The sequence below is a fragment of the Nocardia nova genome (assembly GCF_002933465.1).
Classification (GTDB): domain Bacteria; phylum Actinomycetota; class Actinomycetes; order Mycobacteriales; family Mycobacteriaceae; genus Nocardia; species Nocardia nova_B.
Genome location: NZ_PSZE01000023.1, coordinates 60973 through 78147, shown reverse-complemented (window position 1 = coordinate 78147; position 17175 = coordinate 60973). Strand labels below are relative to the sequence as shown.

The 17175-nt window shown below is 65.4% G+C and carries 14 protein-coding genes; 7 read left to right on the top strand and 7 right to left on the bottom strand.

Annotation, left to right across the window (positions count from 1 at the left end):
• Positions 1-143: 143 nt before the first annotated feature.
• The 5 genes from C5E41_RS24095 to C5E41_RS24075 form a co-directional block, all read right to left on the bottom strand.
• The gene (locus tag C5E41_RS24095) at positions 144-1121 is read right to left on the bottom strand and encodes a quinone oxidoreductase family protein (protein ID WP_104378029.1); all 978 of its coding nucleotides are present in this window, start codon (positions 1119-1121) and stop codon (positions 144-146) included.
• The gene (locus C5E41_RS24090) at positions 1118-1927 is read right to left on the bottom strand and encodes a PaaI family thioesterase (RefSeq protein ID WP_104378028.1); all 810 of its coding nucleotides are present in this window, start codon (positions 1925-1927) and stop codon (positions 1118-1120) included. The genes C5E41_RS24095 and C5E41_RS24090 overlap by 4 nt, the downstream gene beginning before the upstream one ends.
• Positions 1924-3618 (bottom strand): AMP-binding protein, encoded by a 1695-nt coding sequence (locus C5E41_RS24085; protein ID WP_104378027.1) that lies wholly within the window; start codon positions 3616-3618, stop codon positions 1924-1926. Before C5E41_RS24085 ends, C5E41_RS24090 begins: the two co-directional genes overlap by 4 nt.
• A gap of 322 nt (positions 3619-3940) precedes the next feature.
• Positions 3941-4828: an HpcH/HpaI aldolase/citrate lyase family protein gene (locus tag C5E41_RS24080; protein WP_104378026.1), complete on the bottom strand. Its 888-nt coding sequence runs from the start codon at positions 4826-4828 to the stop codon at positions 3941-3943.
• Positions 4825-5277, bottom strand: coding sequence for a MaoC family dehydratase (locus C5E41_RS24075; RefSeq protein WP_104378025.1), 453 nt, complete (start codon positions 5275-5277; stop codon positions 4825-4827). The genes C5E41_RS24080 and C5E41_RS24075 overlap by 4 nt, the downstream gene beginning before the upstream one ends.
• A gap of 232 nt (positions 5278-5509) precedes the next feature.
• Here C5E41_RS24075 and C5E41_RS24070 point away from each other — a divergent pair, with 232 nt between their 5' ends.
• Positions 5510-6649, top strand: coding sequence for a helix-turn-helix transcriptional regulator (locus tag C5E41_RS24070; protein WP_258081215.1), 1140 nt, complete (start codon positions 5510-5512; stop codon positions 6647-6649).
• Positions 6646-7590, top strand: a complete 945-nt coding sequence (locus tag C5E41_RS24065; RefSeq protein WP_104378024.1) for a helix-turn-helix transcriptional regulator — start codon at positions 6646-6648, stop codon at positions 7588-7590. Before C5E41_RS24070 ends, C5E41_RS24065 begins: the two co-directional genes overlap by 4 nt.
• Here C5E41_RS24065 and C5E41_RS24060 read toward each other — a convergent pair.
• Positions 7556-7879, bottom strand: coding sequence for a 2Fe-2S iron-sulfur cluster-binding protein (locus C5E41_RS24060; protein WP_104378023.1), 324 nt, complete (start codon positions 7877-7879; stop codon positions 7556-7558). The two genes, C5E41_RS24065 and C5E41_RS24060, sit on opposite strands and share 35 nt — an antisense overlap.
• Positions 7880-8097: 218 nt before the next feature.
• Between C5E41_RS24060 and C5E41_RS24055 the strand changes: the two genes are divergently transcribed.
• From C5E41_RS24055 to C5E41_RS34555, 5 genes are all read left to right on the top strand, one after another.
• A complete protein-coding gene (locus tag C5E41_RS24055; protein WP_104378022.1) occupies positions 8098-9420 on the top strand; it encodes a cytochrome P450 in 1323 nt (440 codons plus the stop codon).
• A gap of 5 nt (positions 9421-9425) precedes the next feature.
• A complete protein-coding gene (locus C5E41_RS24050; RefSeq protein ID WP_104378068.1) occupies positions 9426-10709 on the top strand; it encodes an NAD(P)/FAD-dependent oxidoreductase in 1284 nt (427 codons plus the stop codon).
• A gap of 2 nt (positions 10710-10711) precedes the next feature.
• Positions 10712-11815: an NAD(P)-dependent alcohol dehydrogenase gene (locus tag C5E41_RS24045; protein ID WP_104378021.1), complete on the top strand. Its 1104-nt coding sequence runs from the start codon at positions 10712-10714 to the stop codon at positions 11813-11815.
• Positions 11816-11840: 25 nt separating this feature from the next.
• On the top strand, positions 11841-13280 hold the full coding sequence (locus tag C5E41_RS24040; protein WP_181063400.1) for an aldehyde dehydrogenase: 1440 nt from the start codon (positions 11841-11843) through the stop codon (positions 13278-13280).
• Positions 13281-13428: 148 nt separating this feature from the next.
• Positions 13429-13686 (top strand): hypothetical protein, encoded by a 258-nt coding sequence (locus C5E41_RS34555; RefSeq protein WP_146097665.1) that lies wholly within the window; start codon positions 13429-13431, stop codon positions 13684-13686.
• Positions 13687-13848: 162 nt separating this feature from the next.
• Here the strand turns inward: C5E41_RS34555 and C5E41_RS24030 are convergent, their stop codons facing one another.
• Positions 13849-17136, bottom strand: coding sequence for a protein kinase domain-containing protein (locus C5E41_RS24030; RefSeq protein WP_104378018.1), 3288 nt, complete (start codon positions 17134-17136; stop codon positions 13849-13851).
• Between the last annotated feature and the right edge of the window lie 39 nt (positions 17137-17175).

Here is a 17175-nt window from a genome sequence, read left to right as displayed (position 1 = left end):
AGTGTGCGTGCGCGGTCCGCTCGCCGCAGTGCCGGCTTCGCCCAGGCTCCGGACTGCCGCATCCATTGCGGCAAGTCCGGAGCCTCGCGGCCGAGCCGGCCCGGACGAACTCGCAGGCACAGAGCGGATTCGCAGGCGCAGGGCTAGGGAACGAGGACGATCTTGCCGAAGGCGTCGCCCGCCTCCAGACGCCGGTGTGCCTGCGCGGCGTCATCGAGTGCGTAGGTCTCGGCGATGGTCGGCCCGGTGACCGCACCGGTCGAGACCAGATTCATCAATCCGCGAAAATCGTTCGGGCCGCCCATCGTCGTGCCCAGCAAGCTGTACTGGCCGAAGAAGAATTTCCGCACGTCCATGCTCACGTGTTCGGCGACATTGGCGCCGAGGACAACCAACCGGCCGCCCGGCCTCAGTGCCTCCGCCGACCGGTCCCACAGACCGACCGGATCGACGATCACGTCGAACCCGTTTCCGTTCGGGGACAGCGCCTTCGCCCGAGCCGGCCAGTTCCCGGCAGAATGCAGCACGCCACCGGCCGCACCGCTGTTACGGGCCCTGGCCAGCTTCGCCTCCGAGGACGCGGTGACGAAAGCCTGCGCGCCCAGCGCTGTCGCCAGCGACAATGCCATGGTGGACACGCCGCCTCCGGCGCCGATGATGAGCAGCGATTCGCCCGCTCCCAGCCCCGCCCGCGACACCAGCGCACGATAGGACGTGACACCCACGAGCGGTAATGCCGCCGCCTCTTCCCATGAGAAGCCCACCGGCTTGGGCGCCAGGCATTCCTCGGGCACACTGACCCGTTCGGCATAGGTCCCCGGCACACGGTCGCCCAGAATCTCGAACTCCGGCGCGGGCGCGTCCTGACGATCGCCCCAGAACAGCGACGGCAGAATCACCACCTCGTCACCGGTATCCGTGCGCACGCCGGCCCCGTCCGCGCCGGGGGTGTGCGGCAGTGGCGATCGGTACCGGCCGCGACGCACCAGCACGTCGTGCCAGTTCAACGCGCTGGCCCGCAATTCGACCGTCACCCAGCCATGACGGGCGATCGGCTCGTCGACCTCGCGCACGACCAACTGTTCCGGACCACCATAGTCCGACATCACGACCGCCCTCATGAGCTCACCCGTTGCACGATCACGGTCACGACCGCACACGCTTTGCCCGACGAGTTCTCGGCAGCCACCCGAACCACGGCGAGTGACCGACCGCGGTGGATCACGTCGGCACGGAATGTCGTGACCTCAGCTGCGTTGCCGGGACGAACGAACGCGATATCGATACTCGCACTACGGAGGTCGCCGGACGCGTCGAGCGCCGACATGGCGGCGAACTCCGATGCACAGATGAGGATTCCGCCGTGCACACTGCCCATGCCGTTGGCTGCCCACGCCGTAGCGGGCAGATCGACAACTCCACGGGCGCGCTCACGAATGCCCAACGCCTCCCGGATGGGGACGTCGTCAGCAGGTATGTCAAAAGTGATGGCCGGGGCTGTGGGCGGCCCGTCGACCTGCACCAGATGCGATCGCTGAGTGACCAACCCGATGACCGTTCCATCCGCATCGGATATCACACCGCGGGTCGCGCCACCCTGCTCGTCACGAGCCAACAGTTCGCCGGTGACCGTCAGCAGTGAGCCGTCCACCGGCGGGTCTGCGAGAAAGTCGAGGCGGATCCCCAAGCTGACCGGCCACCGGTCCCGTCGCGACCCCGCCGCGACGACATAGCCGGTGACATCGTCGAGCGGCACCGCCAGCGCGCCGCGGCTGAACCCCACGATCGGATCCGCGAGCCAGGGTCCGGATTCGACCGCCAGTTCCGCGCGTTCCGGCGACAGCGTGACCGGCTTGACCCGGACCAGTGCCTCGGCTCCGCTGATCAGGAATTCCGGAGGGAACCCCGGGGCCGAGCCCGAACTCAACGGGCACCCGCCACCGTCGGTTGATTCAGCTCCGCGGCGATTCTCATCCGCAAAATGTGCTTCTGGATCTTTCCCGTCGCGGTCATCGGCAACTCGTCGACCGCGATGACGCGCTCGGGCGTCTTCTGAATGGCAACGCCACGATCGGTGAGATAGGTACGCAGTTGCTCGACCGTCGGAGCCGGGTGGCCTTCCTTGACCACCACATAGCAGCACACCTTCTCGCCGAGCCTCTCGTCGGGCATACCCACGACCGCGAGCGCGAGTAGGTCCGGGTGATCGGCCAGTTTGTCCTCGACCTCGCGGACACTGATGTTCATACCGCCACGAATCACGATGTCCTTGGTGCGGCCGGTCACCCGGACGAACCCCTGCTCGTCCATCACTCCCAGGTCCCCCGACCGCGAGAACCCGTCCGCGGTGAACAGTTCGGCGGTATCTTCCGGACGATTCAGATATTCGATCATGTGCGACGGGCCGCGATAAGCGATATCGCCTTCGACCCCGCGAGGAACCTCGTTCCCCTCCGGATCGACAATTCTCACTTCGGCACCGGGCAGAGCTGCGCCGTCGGATGTGATGGCACGCAGCGGATCTCCGCTGATGCGGCACGTAGTCGTGGTGAGATTCTCGCTGCGCCCGTACAGCGACAACACGTTCGTCGTCGGCAACTCGGCCTTGGCGTGCTCGACCACCGCCGCCGGAATCGGCGCACCGGCGCAGGTCCATACCCGCAGCGAAGACAGATTCGCCCCGGGATGTTCTTCGGCGGCTGCGATGAGAGTCTGCAGGAAGGTGGTCGCGGTGACGGCGGCGGTGCACCCGAACTTTTCGATCTCGGCCAGTCCTCGAACCGGATTCCACTCGGCCATCATGTGCGTCGCCGCACCGGCGATCAGCGGAATCAGCACACTTGTCACAAGACCGGTCGTGTGGGTGATCGGCGACGGACCGAACTGGACGTCGTTCTCGGTATGCCCGAACGCCACCGTCAGCGCACGCGCGCCGGAGGCATAGGTGTTGAACGTGTGCACGCATCCCTTCGGGCGCGAGGTGGTGCCGGAGGTGTAGACGATGACGAACGGGTCGTCCGGGTGCACGCGGACGTCGAGTTCCGCATCGATCTGCTGGGAATCGGCGTCACCGACGATCAGATCATCGAAGACCGCGACCCCGCGGCCGCTCAGCGATTCACGGACATCCTCCGGTGCGCGAACCGCGACGACCGTCTCGAGGGTGTCCGAACCTTCCCGAATCTCCTCGAACATCGACAAGTAGTCGAAGCCTTTGAACTCGAACGGCGCGAACGCGATCCGGATCGAAGCGTCCGACACCACGTGCGATACCTCGTCCTTCCGATAGATCGGCATGACGGGCACCATTACCGCACCGAGACGTGCTATCGCCGCCGCGACCACCACGAAAGCGGCCCAGTTGGGCAGCTGGACGGCGACCCGGTCACCGGCCCGCAAGCCACGCCGGTGCAGACCAAGGGCGAGCCGCTGCGAGGTGGTGTAGAGCTCGGCGAAGGTCAGCGCGTACACACCGTCGGTCACGAACACCTTGTCGGGATAGGTTTCTGCTCGCTCACGCAGCAATTCGGTGAAGTTCACGTCGGCCCACTGCCCACTCGCATAGAACTCCTCGATCTGTTCCGGAGTGTATCTGCCGAGATTCCGCTCGCTGGTCATTGGTGCCCATCCTCTATCGGTGTTCCACACACTTCGTCCAAAGATTAGAATGGTTGGACCGAATAGCACAAGTGGCCCGGCATGCTCGCGACGCGTCCAGCCGGATATATGAGCAGCTCAGCCTGCTTTTATTATTTGGAATGACCAAAAGATCCGCCGCCGGGGCCTTACCCACCCCCGAGGAGCAGGAATGACACCGGCCACACCTCACCTCCTGCCGCCACCAGCGACCCGCACGGCACAGCGGCCGAGCGCGGACACACGACCGTCGCCGGTCGCCGGAATCCTGGGATTCCGGCGACCGGCACACATCAGGGCCCAGTCACGAGCTTCGGAGGTGACCGACCAGGGCGAGGACCCGCTCAGCCTGCCTCAGGTGTGGAAGATCCAGCATCTTTCCATCCAACGCCACAGTCCCCACGTCGGCCGAGAAGGCGTCCACGACGCGGTGGGCATACTCCACCTCGTCGGATGTCGGAGTGAAGGCAGCATTGATCGCTTCGACCTGGCCCGGGTGGATGGCGATCCGGCCGCTGAACCCCTCGGCACGGGCACGACGAGACGATTCCGCGAGGCCTTCGTCGTCCCGGATATCCACATGCAGCGTCTCGACCGCCTCGACATCGGCGGCCCGCGCTCCCATGAGCGCCAGCGATCGCACGATCTGGTAAGTCGTCGCCCACTCGCCGGTCGGGCCCAGATTGGTCGAGGCACCCAGCGCCGCACTCAGATCCTCCGCACCCCAGGTGAGTCCGTACAGGCGGGCTATCCCGGCATCGGCGAATTCACCCAGCCGGAACGGCGCACGGGCGGTTTCGGTGGCGACGGGCAGCAGGCGGATGTCACCCACCGGCAGCCCGTGTGCGGATTCCAGCGCCTCGAGGTAGTGGTGCACACGCAACACGTCTGCCGGGCCGTCGATCTTCGGGATCATGATTCCGGCGGGTCGCGAACCGACGACGGCCGCCAGATCCAGGAGTCCGTACTCACTGTCGATCGGATTCATCCGGACCCAAAGCTGCGAACCGCTCGCATTCGATTCGGCCGCGACGAACTCCGATACGAGCTGCCGAGCCACCGGTTTACGGCCGGCGCTCACGGCGTCTTCGAGATCCAGAATGATCGCATCCGCCGGCGAGCCGGCGATCTTTCCGATCTTCTTCTCACTGTCGCCGGGAACGAAGAGGAACGAGCGGAGCGGAGCGGTCATTGCGGCTTCTTCCGCTGGAGTCCCGAGCGCTTGCAGGAGGCGACCAGCTCGTCGTGTTGATTGAAGGCTTGATGCAGGAATACGACGATGCCCTGGTCCGGCCTCGATTTCGAGTCACGCAACTCGAGCACTTCGGTCACGACATGCAGGGTGTCGCCGTGGAATACCGGTGCGGGAAATCGGACCTCGTCCCAGCCGAGGTTCGCCACCGCGGTTCCCAGGGTGGTATCCCCCACCGAGATCCCTACCATCAGCCCCAAAGTGAAGGCGCTGTTCACAATTCGCCGACCGAACTGCGTGCCCTTCATGTATTCCTCATCCAGGTGCAGCAACGCCGGATTATGGGTCATCGCGGTGAACAGCACGTTGTCCGTCTCGGTCACCGTTCGACGGATCGGATGCTCGAACCTCTGCCCTATCGACAACTCGTCGAACCACACACCAGCCACGTCGCCTACCTCCAACATCGACAGAAATTGTTATATGGTACGACCAAAGAAGCCAAAGGGTCAATCAGCCGCCGGACCACACCCGGCGCCGACTCCGGCGGTCGACGATCCGCCCCTGGATCCCTTTTTGGACATACCATATACCTGGTATTGTGTGCCTTGGATCACACGGCGCCGTCGTCGACGAACAATGCCGAACGTCGGTGATCACATGCGCAAGGAGGACAGTGCTGTGCAGTCGGCAACGACGCAGACTCACCGCGAAAGCGGCTCTCATGTCGCCGAACGTGCGTTCGCGCAGCTGCTCGACGCGATCGGGCCGGAGCCCGAACTGCTGCAGCTGCAGGAGTTCAATCCGAGCCTCTCGCTGGTGCGCGACTATGCCACCCGTGCGCTGCGCACGGGGTTGCCGTCGGTCGAGGTGACAGTCGAAGTCGCGACCGTTCTCGCGACGGTCGACAAGGCCATCCGAGCCGATGTCGCACGCCGAGTCCGCGTGCACAGCAAACAGTTCGGCGGTTTGACGCGCGTGATGCAAGCGATCGAGAACGCTCGCGGCGCGGCGATGTCCGGCGTCCTGACCCGCGAGCTGTGCACGTCACTGGCCTATGGCAAGGCCATGTACTCGGTGGTTTCGGGATCGTCGTGGGCGCCGGTAACGGTTTCGGTCAATCCGGAACTACAGGGCGATTTCGCTCCCTTGGTCGCGGCCGTGGACGGACGTTCGATTCCCCTGCGCGACGCGCCGCGCGAGGCGGAACTGGTTCGCCGGCGCCGCTCCTATGCGGTGGGACCGTGCGAGGTGAACCGGCACACCTACCGTCCGCTGCTGGACTTGAGCCGCCCGGCCGGATATCTCGCGGTCCCCATCGTCGTGGCGGAACGCGCGGTGGCGATCGTCCACGTCGACCGGCACGACAATGACCTCACCGAGGCGGACTTCCATCTGATCACCACCCTCGCGCAGGCCTGCGCGTTGTCGATGGAATCAGCGCAGCTTCGCGCGGCGATCAGTGAGCAGAACCGGCGGACGACGGCCGAGTTGGACAGACTACGCCGTGCATTGCGCGAGCTGGAAGACACCGGCGTCACGTTCGATGATGTGCAGCATCCTGACGATACTCGGGAAGTCACCGTATATGCCTCGCACACAACCGATTACACGGCAATACTCACCGCGCGCGAGTGTGACGTCCTGGCTCTGATCGCCACCGGCGCCACCAATGCCGCCATATCGCGGCGACTGTGTATTTCCGACGGAACCGTCAAATCTCACGTCCAGCGCATATTCAAGAAGATCGGAGTCGGCACCAGGGCCGAGGCCGCCGCCCTCTACGCCGGGCACCGCTCGCTGCAGGAACTATCGGCATGAGCCCTTCCCAGGGCGAGAACGAGGAGGTGGCGGCGGACACGATTATCGCCGCCATGCGCGAGGCCTCCGGTTCACGGTTGACCGACCTGGGACGACAACTCGCCGACCTCCTCGACCGAGAACAAGCGCGGCGAGACGACGAGATCGATCGCCTTCGTCGCACCGCGCAAAGCCTCGATCACGCCGTCGCGGAGCTCATGACCGCCACGTCCGGCACCGACCTGCTGCGACGAACCTGCCGCGCGCTGGCCGACATCTGCTCCGCCGAACGCGTTCTGGCCGCCACGGTCGAAAACGATCGAGCGGTCCCGGTCGCGACCGTCGAATCCCTCGGCGGGGCTACGACACCCGCGGCCTATCGCCTGCTTCCGGAATCAGTCGAGGCGCGCGTCCTCGAAACGGGCGCGGCGCTTGCCACCGATCAGCCGGCAGCCGAACTACGCGACCTGTTTCCCTCAGGCTGCACGGTCATGGTGGTGACCGTCGACGACACACCCACACTGATCCTCCACGTCGCGGGCAGACTCGCTGCGGCACAGCATGATTCGACGGCGCTGCTGCTCCAGGTCGCGGGCAGCTGCCTACGGCGGCTCGGATTGTCCGCCCGCAGAACCCAGCAGCTGAATCTCTTACGGGCCAGTGGAATGGCCCGCGAAAACCACGCCGAGACCGCCACTGCGGAGCCGGAGACGCTCCCCTCCCCGCCGGCGCCGTCGTGGACGGAACCGCTGACCGAACGAGAGAGCGAAGTCCTGCGGCTGATCGTCCGGGGCGCGTCGAACACCGCTATCGCCACCGAGTTGGTAATCACCGTGGATACGGTGAAATCACATGTCAAGCGCATTCTACGAAAGCTGGGGGCGACCAATCGCAGTGAATTGATCGCCCGCCATTCCGCAGCAGCCCTCACACGCCGTCCGATTGAGCCACCGTCACGGTGATCGTCCCCATATTCGCGTTCAGCACCAGCTGACAGGCCAGCCGCGAGCAGGGCCGAGCGCCATCGAGGAACTCGAGCAGATCCTGTTCCTCCATCGACGGTTCGTCGAACGCCTCAGCGGAGTCCCCCTCGATGTACACGTGGCAGGTCGCGCAGGAACAGCTACCGCCGCATTCGGCGACGATACCCGGCAGGTTGTTTCGAACGGATCCATCCATCACTGTCTGACCTGCGGGTACATCGACCGAACTGGCCGAGCCGTCGGGCAATTGATAGACAACGGTGGGCATCGGGTCCTCCTCGAGCAGATGAATGCTGACTGACCCCAGTTTGCGAAGCGCCGGGTTATCGCGACATCCCCACGACGGCCGATTACCACCAGCCATCGGGGTGATCTGCAGGCCGCAAATCCCCCTTTCTGCCGACACCGTTCCGCCGTCGGTGTGATGTGACTCACCCACCTCGCTGCCACGCTGGGTACCACTTCCCGATCGAGCGAGGAGAAACAATGAGCACCACGGAGCAGGCCACCGAGTTGATCCCGGACACCGTCGCCCGGCAGATCGTGCTTCCCGAGGGCCACCGTGACAATGACGCACTGTTCGACGCCTACCACTGGTTGCGCGAGAACAACCCGCTCGGCCGCGCGGTCGTCGAGGGCTACGACCCGCTGTGGCTGGTCAGCAAGCACGCCGACATCATGGAGATCGAACGCCAACCCGACATCTTCACCAGCGCAGGTGGCGAGGACAAGGGTTCGGTCAATCCGATCCTGGCCAATCAGGCCGGTGACGAGTTCACCAAGAGCATCAACAACGGCAGCCTGCGGATTCTGGAAACCCTTACCTACCTCGATCCGCCGGAGCACACCGAGATCAAAGATATTGCGCTGGACTGGTTCCGGCCGCAGAACCTGGCGAAATGGGAATCTGCGATCCGGGACCTGGCCAAGTCTTCGGTTGCGCGACTGCTCGAGACCGACGGCCGGATCGACTTCGTCAAGGATTTCGCCCTGCAGTACCCGCTGCACGTGATCATGAGTTTGTTCGGTGTACCGGAATCCGATGAGCCCAAGATGATGTCGCTGACGCAGGAGTTCTTCGGCACCGCTGATCCGGACGCTGCCCGCGACGACGTCGAACCACTCACCCCCGATGCCGCGGCCCGGCAGTGGGTGGCCACTATTCAGGACTTCTTCGCGTATTTCGAAGCGCTGCTACAGGATCGGCGCGCAAACCCGCGCGACGATCTGGCAACGGTGATCGCCTCCGCCCGTGACGCCAATGGCGAGTACTACAAGAACGAGGTCTACTACAGCTATTTCATCGCCATCGCGACCGCAGGCCACGACACCACCTCCAGCACCCTGGCCGGCGGCATGCTCGAACTCGGCCGCAACCCCGACCAACTCGAACTCGTCCGCAACGACCTGTCGCTGGTCCCGCATTTGGTCAACGAATCGCTGCGGTGGGCCTCCCCCGTGAAACACTTCATGCGGATGGCGACGCAGGATTACACGCTGCGCGGGCGTGACATCCACGCCGGTGACCGATTCATGCTGCTGTACCAGTCCGGCAACCGCGACGCGGACGCCAACCCGAATCCCGACCGCTTCGACCTCACCCGCCGCCCCAACAAGCACATCGCCTTCGGCTACGGCCCGCACATGTGCATCGGACAGCACCTGGCCAAGCTCGAGCTGCGCGTGATGTTCGAAGAACTGCTGCCGCACGTGAAGTCGATCACTCCGACCGATGACACGCGGTTCATTCAGACCAATTTCGTCGGCGGGCTCAAGAACATGCCCGTGGCGATCGAGTTCGACAGGTAGCAGTGGTGAACACTGAACGTCCGGCACACACTGTGGTGATCGTCGGCGCGGGACAGGCCGGCGGCATGCTCGCCGGCCTGCTCCGGCAGCAGAAATTCACCGGTCGCGTGCTGATGTACGGGGCCGAGCCGGTTCCGCCCTATCATCGGCCACCACTGTCGAAGAAGTACGACGGCGAGGACTACGTCCAGTGGTTGCGGCCTGAATCCTTCTACGCCGACAACGACATCGAACTTCGCCTCGGCGATCCGGTGGTCGGCCTCGACCGCGTAGACAAATCGGTCACCACGCGTTCCGGCCACACGGTCCGCTACGACACGCTGGTTCTGGCGACCGGCGCCAGCCCCCGCGCGCTGCCTGTCCCCGGAGCCGATCTGAGCGGCGTGCTTGCGTTACGGACCCTCGCCGATGCCACCGAACTCCGGACCGCTGTCCTCGCCGGTGCACGCATGGCGATCGTCGGCGCCGGCTACGTCGGGCTGGAGGTCGCCGCCGCCGCCCGGGCACGCGGCTGCGAGGTGACCGTCATCGAACGTGAGGACCGGGTGCTCGCGCGCGTGGCCAGCCCCGAATTGTCGCGCATTCTCACCGACAGCCATCGCGCGCGAGGTACCCGGATCATCACCGGCGCCGACGTCGGCGAAATCCTCGGACACAACGGAAGAGTCCGCGCCATTCGACTCGGCGACGGCACCGAAATCGACTGCGACGCAGTGGTTGTCGGGATCGGCGCCGCCCCCGAGGACAGCCTGGCCCGCAGTGCCGGCGTGGAGTGCATGGCGGGAGTCGTCGTCGACACGGCCTCCCGAACCAGCGATCATGCCATCCTCGCCATCGGCGATGTCACCCATCGCCTGCACGAGGGATTGGGCGCGCTGGTGCGACTGGAGAGTATTCCCAGTGCGACCGAGCAGGCCAGACAAGCCGCCGCGGTCATCACCGGCGCGCCGGTCCCGCCGCACGAGGTGCCCTGGTTCTGGTCGGACCAGTTCGACCTGAAGATGAAGATGGCGGGAGTCCTCACCCCCGGCACCGAAGCCGTCCTACGCGGAGACCCCTCGACCGGATCCTGGGCGTTGTTCCATCTGGACGCCGACGGCAGCGCGCGCTGCGTCGAAACCATCAATGCGCCGGCCGATTTCATGGCGGGAAAGAAGTTCATCGGCACCGGCGCTCCCTTGAACCGAAGTGCTTTGGCCGATCCCAGCATCTCTTTGCGCGATGCCGCCACGGGCGCAGCTCCCACACCGGTCGCCGCCGGCGCCCGCACCGAAAGACGAAGGAACTGATCATGGAAACATTGGCCGCGGTCGCTCGTGCCCCACACAGCGAATTCTCCCTCGAGACCGTCACCATCGATGGACCCAAACCCGGTGAGGTGCTGGTGAAGATCGAGGCTGTCGGAATCTGCCACACGGACCTGGCTGCTCGCGACGGCGCCCTGCCCGTCGGCCTTCCCGCCGTCTTCGGACACGAAGGGTGCGGCATCGTGGAGGCCGTCGGCGAAGGCGTCACCAAGGTGGCACCCGGTGACCGAGTCGGAATCACCTTCGCCAGTTGCGGATCCTGTCCCGCGTGCCGAGCCGATTCACCCTCGTATTGCCACAACTTCATGCATCTCAATTACGACGGAGTGCGCGCCGACGGCACCGGTCCGTTGTCGGAGGGAGACGAGACGATCACCGGACTGTTCTTCGGGCAGTCCTCCTTCGCCACCTACAGTCTGGCCCTGGAACGCAATGTCGTGAAGGCGCCCGCTGACCTTCCTGCCGAAATCATCGCGCCGATCGGGTGCGGAATCCAGACCGGGGCCGGCGCTGTCATGCGTTCGCTCGCATGTCGCGCGGGATCGTCGCTACTGGTCGCGGGCGCCGGATCGGTCGGCCTGGCCGCGGTCATGGCCGCCGTCGTGCGCGAGTGCGCGACGATCATCGTCGTCGAGCCTCATGCGTCGCGTCGCGATCTCGCGCTGGAGCTGGGCGCGACCCACGCCATCGATCCCGCGGCGGGGCCGGTCGCCGAGCAGGTCCGCGCCATCGTCGGCGAGGGCGTCGACTATGCCATCGACACCTCTGGCGTGCCGGCGGTGATCGACGGCCTGGTGAAGTCGATGACCTTCCACGGCAAGCTCGGCCTGATCGGTGTGCCGGCGAATCCCGAAGCGGCACTCCCGCTTTCGGTGATGGAAACGCTGGTGCTGGGCCTCACCGTCGTCGGAATCATCGAAGGCGACAGCGTTCCGGACGAGTTCATCCCCGAACTGATCGAGCTGTTCCGGGCCGGCCGCTTCCCGATCGACAAGCTGGTGACCACCTTCCCGTTCACCAAGATCAACGACGCCGTCGCGGCCCAGCATCGCGGCGAGGTCCTCAAGCCGGTTCTCGTCCACGAATGAGCCACCCGAAGCAGAAAGCACGATCATGACAATCGATTACACCGACCTCTACGTCGACGGGCGCTGGGTCGCGCCGGCCACGAATTCGATCATTCCGGTCATCTCCCCGGCCACCGAGGAGCGCATCGGCTCCGTGCCCGACGGCAGCGAGGCCGACATCGACGCGGCGGTCGCCGCGGCCCGAGCCGCTTTCGACGATCCGGCCGGATGGGCCCGCTGGGACGGCAAGCGCCGCGCGGAAGTACTCGCGGAGTTCGCGGAAAAGCTGGCGGAGCGCGGCGAGGAGACCGCCTCGCGAGTGAGCAGCCAGAACGGTATGCCGATCAGCCTGGCGCGACAGTTCGAAAGTGGCTTTCCCGCACTGCTTCTCCAGTATTACGGCACGATGGTTGCTGAGCAGGAGGACGAGATCCGGCCCGGCATGCTCGGCGGATCCACGGCGGTGACCCGTTCCCCCATCGGCGTCGTCGGTGCGATCGTGCCGTGGAATGTGCCGCAGGCCATCACCTTTCTGAAGATCGCCCCCGCGCTTGCCGCCGGCTGCACCGTCGTCCTCAAACCCGCACCCGAGACCGTCCTCGACGCCTTCCTGATGGCCGAGGCCGCTCTCGCCGCCGGGCTGCCCGCAGGCGTACTCAATGTGGTGCCCGGCGGCCGGGAAATCGGTTCCTATCTGGTGAGCCACCCCGGCGTGGACAAGGTCTCGTTCACCGGATCGACCGGCGCGGGGCGCGCGATCGCTCGTACCTGCGGTGAACTGCTGCGACCGGTAACCCTCGAACTGGGCGGCAAATCGGCCGCGGTCGTGCTCGACGACGCGAATCTGGCCGACAACATCGAGTCTTTCTTCGGCGCGACGATGCTGAACAACGGGCAGATCTGCTGGCTGAGCACGCGGGTCCTGGCACCGGCCGCGCGCTACAACGACGTCGTCGACACGGTGACCGATCTCGCCAAGAACATCGTTGTCGGCGATCCGCTCGCGGCCGCAACCCAGATGGGCCCGCTGGTCTCGGCTCGTCAGCGCGACCGCGTCGAGGGCTATATTGCGGCCGGACGCAGCGATGGCGGTCGCATCACCACCGGCGGTGGCCGGGCGGCCGAGCGCGGCTGGTTCGTCGAGCCGACCATCTTCGCCGACGTGCAGCCCGGACACACGATCGCACGAGAGGAAATCTTCGGGCCGGTCCTGTCGGTCATCCCCTATGCCGACGAGGACGAGGCCGTTGCGATTGCCAACGCCTCCGAGTACGGACTCGGAGGGACCGTGTGGACGGCCGACCCGGAGCGCGGCGCCCGTTTCGCCCATCGCATCGCATCGGGAACCGTCGGGATCAACGGCTATGCAAATGATCCGACGGCGCCGTTCGGCGGAATCAAGAACAGCGGTATGGGCCGGGAGCTGGGGCCTGAGGGCCTGGCCGGTTATCAAAATGTCAAGAGTATCTACCTCGACGTGCGGTGAGTTCTGCGCAGTGGACCGCCGGCACGCGACGGCCGCCGGTCCACTGCGCACCGCGCGGACAGACCATAAAATGGTTTTACCATAGAACTAGACGTCCGAGACCTTCCCCAGCAGAAGGGCGGTCGAGCCCATGAAAGTTACCGAGACGATGCGTTCCACGCCGACACCACATTCCCGAGCGATCCTTGCCGAGCGCATCCGGAGGTACCGGCAAACCCGCGATCTGCCGAGGCGCACCCCCCATGCGCCACCGCCTTACACCTACAGCGAGATCGACGAGATGATTCGCCTCGCAGAGGTGTGGCTGCCTTTCGCCGGCCCACCGGAGGAGGAAATCTTCACGCGATTCGGGATCGACAAAGACACCTTTCAAGCGCGGCTGGACCACGCGCTCGCGCGTCACTGAGCCGAGCAACGCGCCGCGTCGGCCCAGTTTCCGTTCGACCTATACAAGAAGCTGGGCGATCGTACACTGACGTTCCAGTGTCTTCGCACCTGAACCCGGTGCGGAGTGCACTGTGACTGCCTTTTGGACTATCCGAGATCTGCCTCTGACCGATCAGATGAGCTACTGCGCAGACATGCTGCGCCGGGCGGCCGCCTGCTCGACGACCCAGGTCGCGATCTGTGCACGCGATGTGAACCCCAGTTTGGCCAGGATGTGTCCCACGTGTCCCTGCGCGGTACGCAGAGAGATCACCAGCCGGGCAGCGATTGCCTTGTCGGTCAAACCCTCGGCGACCAGATCGGCGATCTGGCGCTCACGCTTTGTCAGGTTCGTCGAGGGCTGGATACCCGTCGCGACAGCTCGAGATCCCTCTCCCAGCGCGAAGCCGACCGCGGCACGGAAGCTCATGGCCGTGCCTTCCCGGTGGGCCGCCCCGAATGCTCGAGACCCGAGCGCTTCGCGGACCCGCTGCTCACATTCCTCATGGTGGACGAGCAAGTGGGGGAACAGCACCGCGGAGCTGCCCGCGAGATGGCCCAGCGTATCGGCCGCGCCCATGAGCACGGCCGCGCGTCGGGCCTCGTGCTGCTCGCCTGCGATCCAGGCCAGGATCTCCAAACACGCCGCGGCCGTCAGTGAATCACCCGTAGATAGGGTCGAGCGAAGTCCCGCTCGCAGCATCTGCGCAGCTCGCTCCCGCTGTCCGTTCCTCCATACGGCAAGTCCGGTGCCCCACAGGGCATACTCCCGAAACACCGATTCTCCGTGGGATTCAGCGGTAGTCAGCACCCGCTCATAGCAAGTGAGGGCCGACGCGGTATCACCACGAAGTTCGTGCGCCCATCCCAGATCAACCAGCATCGCCAACTGCAAGAACAAATCAGTGCTTGCACCGGAGAGATCGAGGGCTTCGTCCAGGCGGGTGCGTGCGCGAGCGGGATCTCCGCCCAGAAGGGCGACGAACCCGTCAGCGTAGATGGCCAGAGGACGAGTCGCCGCCGTGTGCTCCGCCACGGTGTTGAGCTCCGCGACGCGGCTGGCCGCTACCGATAGGTCACCTTGAAGCGCGGCTAGCATGCTGGCAGGCAAGAGCACATCGGCTCGGTCCGCGGTCGGTGCGCCGGAGGAACGGGCCAGCGCGCTGTCGCACCAGCGGCGGCCCTCGCTCAGCCGCCCGCGCAGGAGCCAGAACGGGAACAGGCCGGCCGCTATCCGCAACGCGTGCTCGCCGGCCTCGGCCAGGCTGAACTCCATCGCCTTACGCAGATTCGGCAGCTCTGTCTCGAGCCGAGCTACGTGGTCGAGCTGACGGGGGCTGATCCACTCGGCCCTCGTGTCGCGCACCCATCGCTCATACCAGTCCCGATGGCGACGGCGCAGGTCATTCTGCTCGCCTGCCTCCTCGATCTTGTCCCTGCCGTATTCTTGCACCGTCTCCAGCATCCGGAAACGCACTGCGCCGTCTGCTTCTTCGCGGATCAAGATCGACTTGTCCACCAGCGCGGACAAAGAGTCGAGAAAGTCGGATTCGGCCAAGTCGGCGTCGCACACAGCCTCGGCGGCGTCGAGTTCAAAACTTCCGGCGAACACCGACAGCTGCCTCCACAACCGCTGTTCGGCAGATTTGCATAGGTCGTAACTCCAGCCGATGCACCATCGCAGCGTCTGCTGCCGTGTCGGCGCACGGCGACTGCCACGGGTCAACAGGGCATACCGGTCGGTCAGCCGCTGCAGAATTTGCTCTATGGACATGGTGCGCAGTCGCGCGGCAGCCAGTTCGATCGCCAACGGCAACCCGTCCAGCCTGGCGCAGATCCGGGCCACGCCGAGCGTGTTGTCCTTGGTCAGCTCGAAGCCCGGCACCACCGCGACCGCCCGTTCTGCGAAAAGCACCACCGCATCATGATGCGTTATGGCCCGCAGCGAGGGCTCACCAGTCGGGTCCGGAAACGCCAGCGGAGGCACCGGCAACACCGCTTCCCCGTCGATGCCGAGAGCCTCGCGGCTAGTAGCCAGAATCCGCACCTGCGGGCAGGCTTGCAACAACGACTCGGCCAGCTCCGCGACGGCATCGATCACCTGCTCGCAGTTGTCCAGCACCAGCAACGGCGCACGCGTGGAGCAGAATTCCACCAGCAACTCGAGCATGGGTCTGCCGACCGGGCTCCGCAGACCGACGGCGGCGCCCACAACATCGACAAGCGACGCGTCCTCGCGCAGTTCACCCAACTCGACCAGCCATGCTCCGCCGGAAAAGCCCTGCCGGATCCTGCGAGCAGCTCGCAGCGCGAGCCTGGTCTTGCCAACCCCGCCCATGCCGGTCAGCGTCACCAGGCGGCACTCCGACAGCAGAGTCTTCACCTGCGACAGCAGGGCGCGCCGACCGACGAAGCTGTTCAAATCCAGTGGCAGATTTCCCAACTCCCGGCTCGCCGATTCCGCGAGCCGCGCAAGGTCGCCGCCGCGAACCGAGGGCATGGGCTTGTCGTCGGCCGCCTCGTCCGCAAGTGGTTGGTCGCGCAGCGCCATCTGCTCGACTTCGAAACCGTGGGCTAGTTGGACTCGCTGCAGTTGTTCGCCCAAGGCCACCGCGGAGGGGCGGTCGTGCGGGTCGCGAGACATCGCCACCTCGATCGCGGCACAAACATCGGCGGGGACGCCACTTTCGCGCAGGTCCGGTACGGGCTGTGTGGTGATCCGCAGGAACTGCGCCACCACCTGCTCGCCACGGCGACGCTCGAACGCCGCGCGCCCAGTTAGCGCACAAAACAATGTGGCACCCAGCGCGTAGACGTCCGACGCAGCGCTCGGCGTTTCTCCGCCCAGCACCTCGGGCGCGGTAAAAGCCGGTGACCCGGTGACAGTGCCTGTCGCCGTCTCGAAACCACCTGCAATGTGGGCGATTCCGAAGTCCGTCAAAGCGAACTGGCCGTAGTCGGTCAGCAAAATATTCGCCGGCTTCACATCGCGGTGCAGCACTCCGAAACGATGCGCCGTCTCCAACGCACCCGCCATTCTCACCCCCAACCCCAGCACGTGCTCCATCGCGAGGGGGCCATGGAGGTGAATCCACGCATCCAGCGACCCCCGCGGGTGGAACTGCATCACCAGGTAAGGTTGGCCGGTCTCGGTTTCGCCGACCTGCAGCACACTAACGATGTTCGGGTGCCCGGTGAGGCGGCCCATTGCGCGCTGCTCGCGAAAGAACCGCTCACGGTTCTCGTCCAGCTCGCCGGTAAGGACCTTGACCGCCACCGTCCGATCCAGCGCGGGCTGGACGCAGCGATACACAACACCGAAACCGCCCCGACCTATCTCCTCGGCATCCTCGAACCCCACAGCCCGCAACGCCGCGACGCCATCTGAGCAGACATCACGCTGCGTTATGTGTGGATCGACCTCGGCCATCGACTACTCGCGTTTCACCCATCGCAGTACACCAACCAG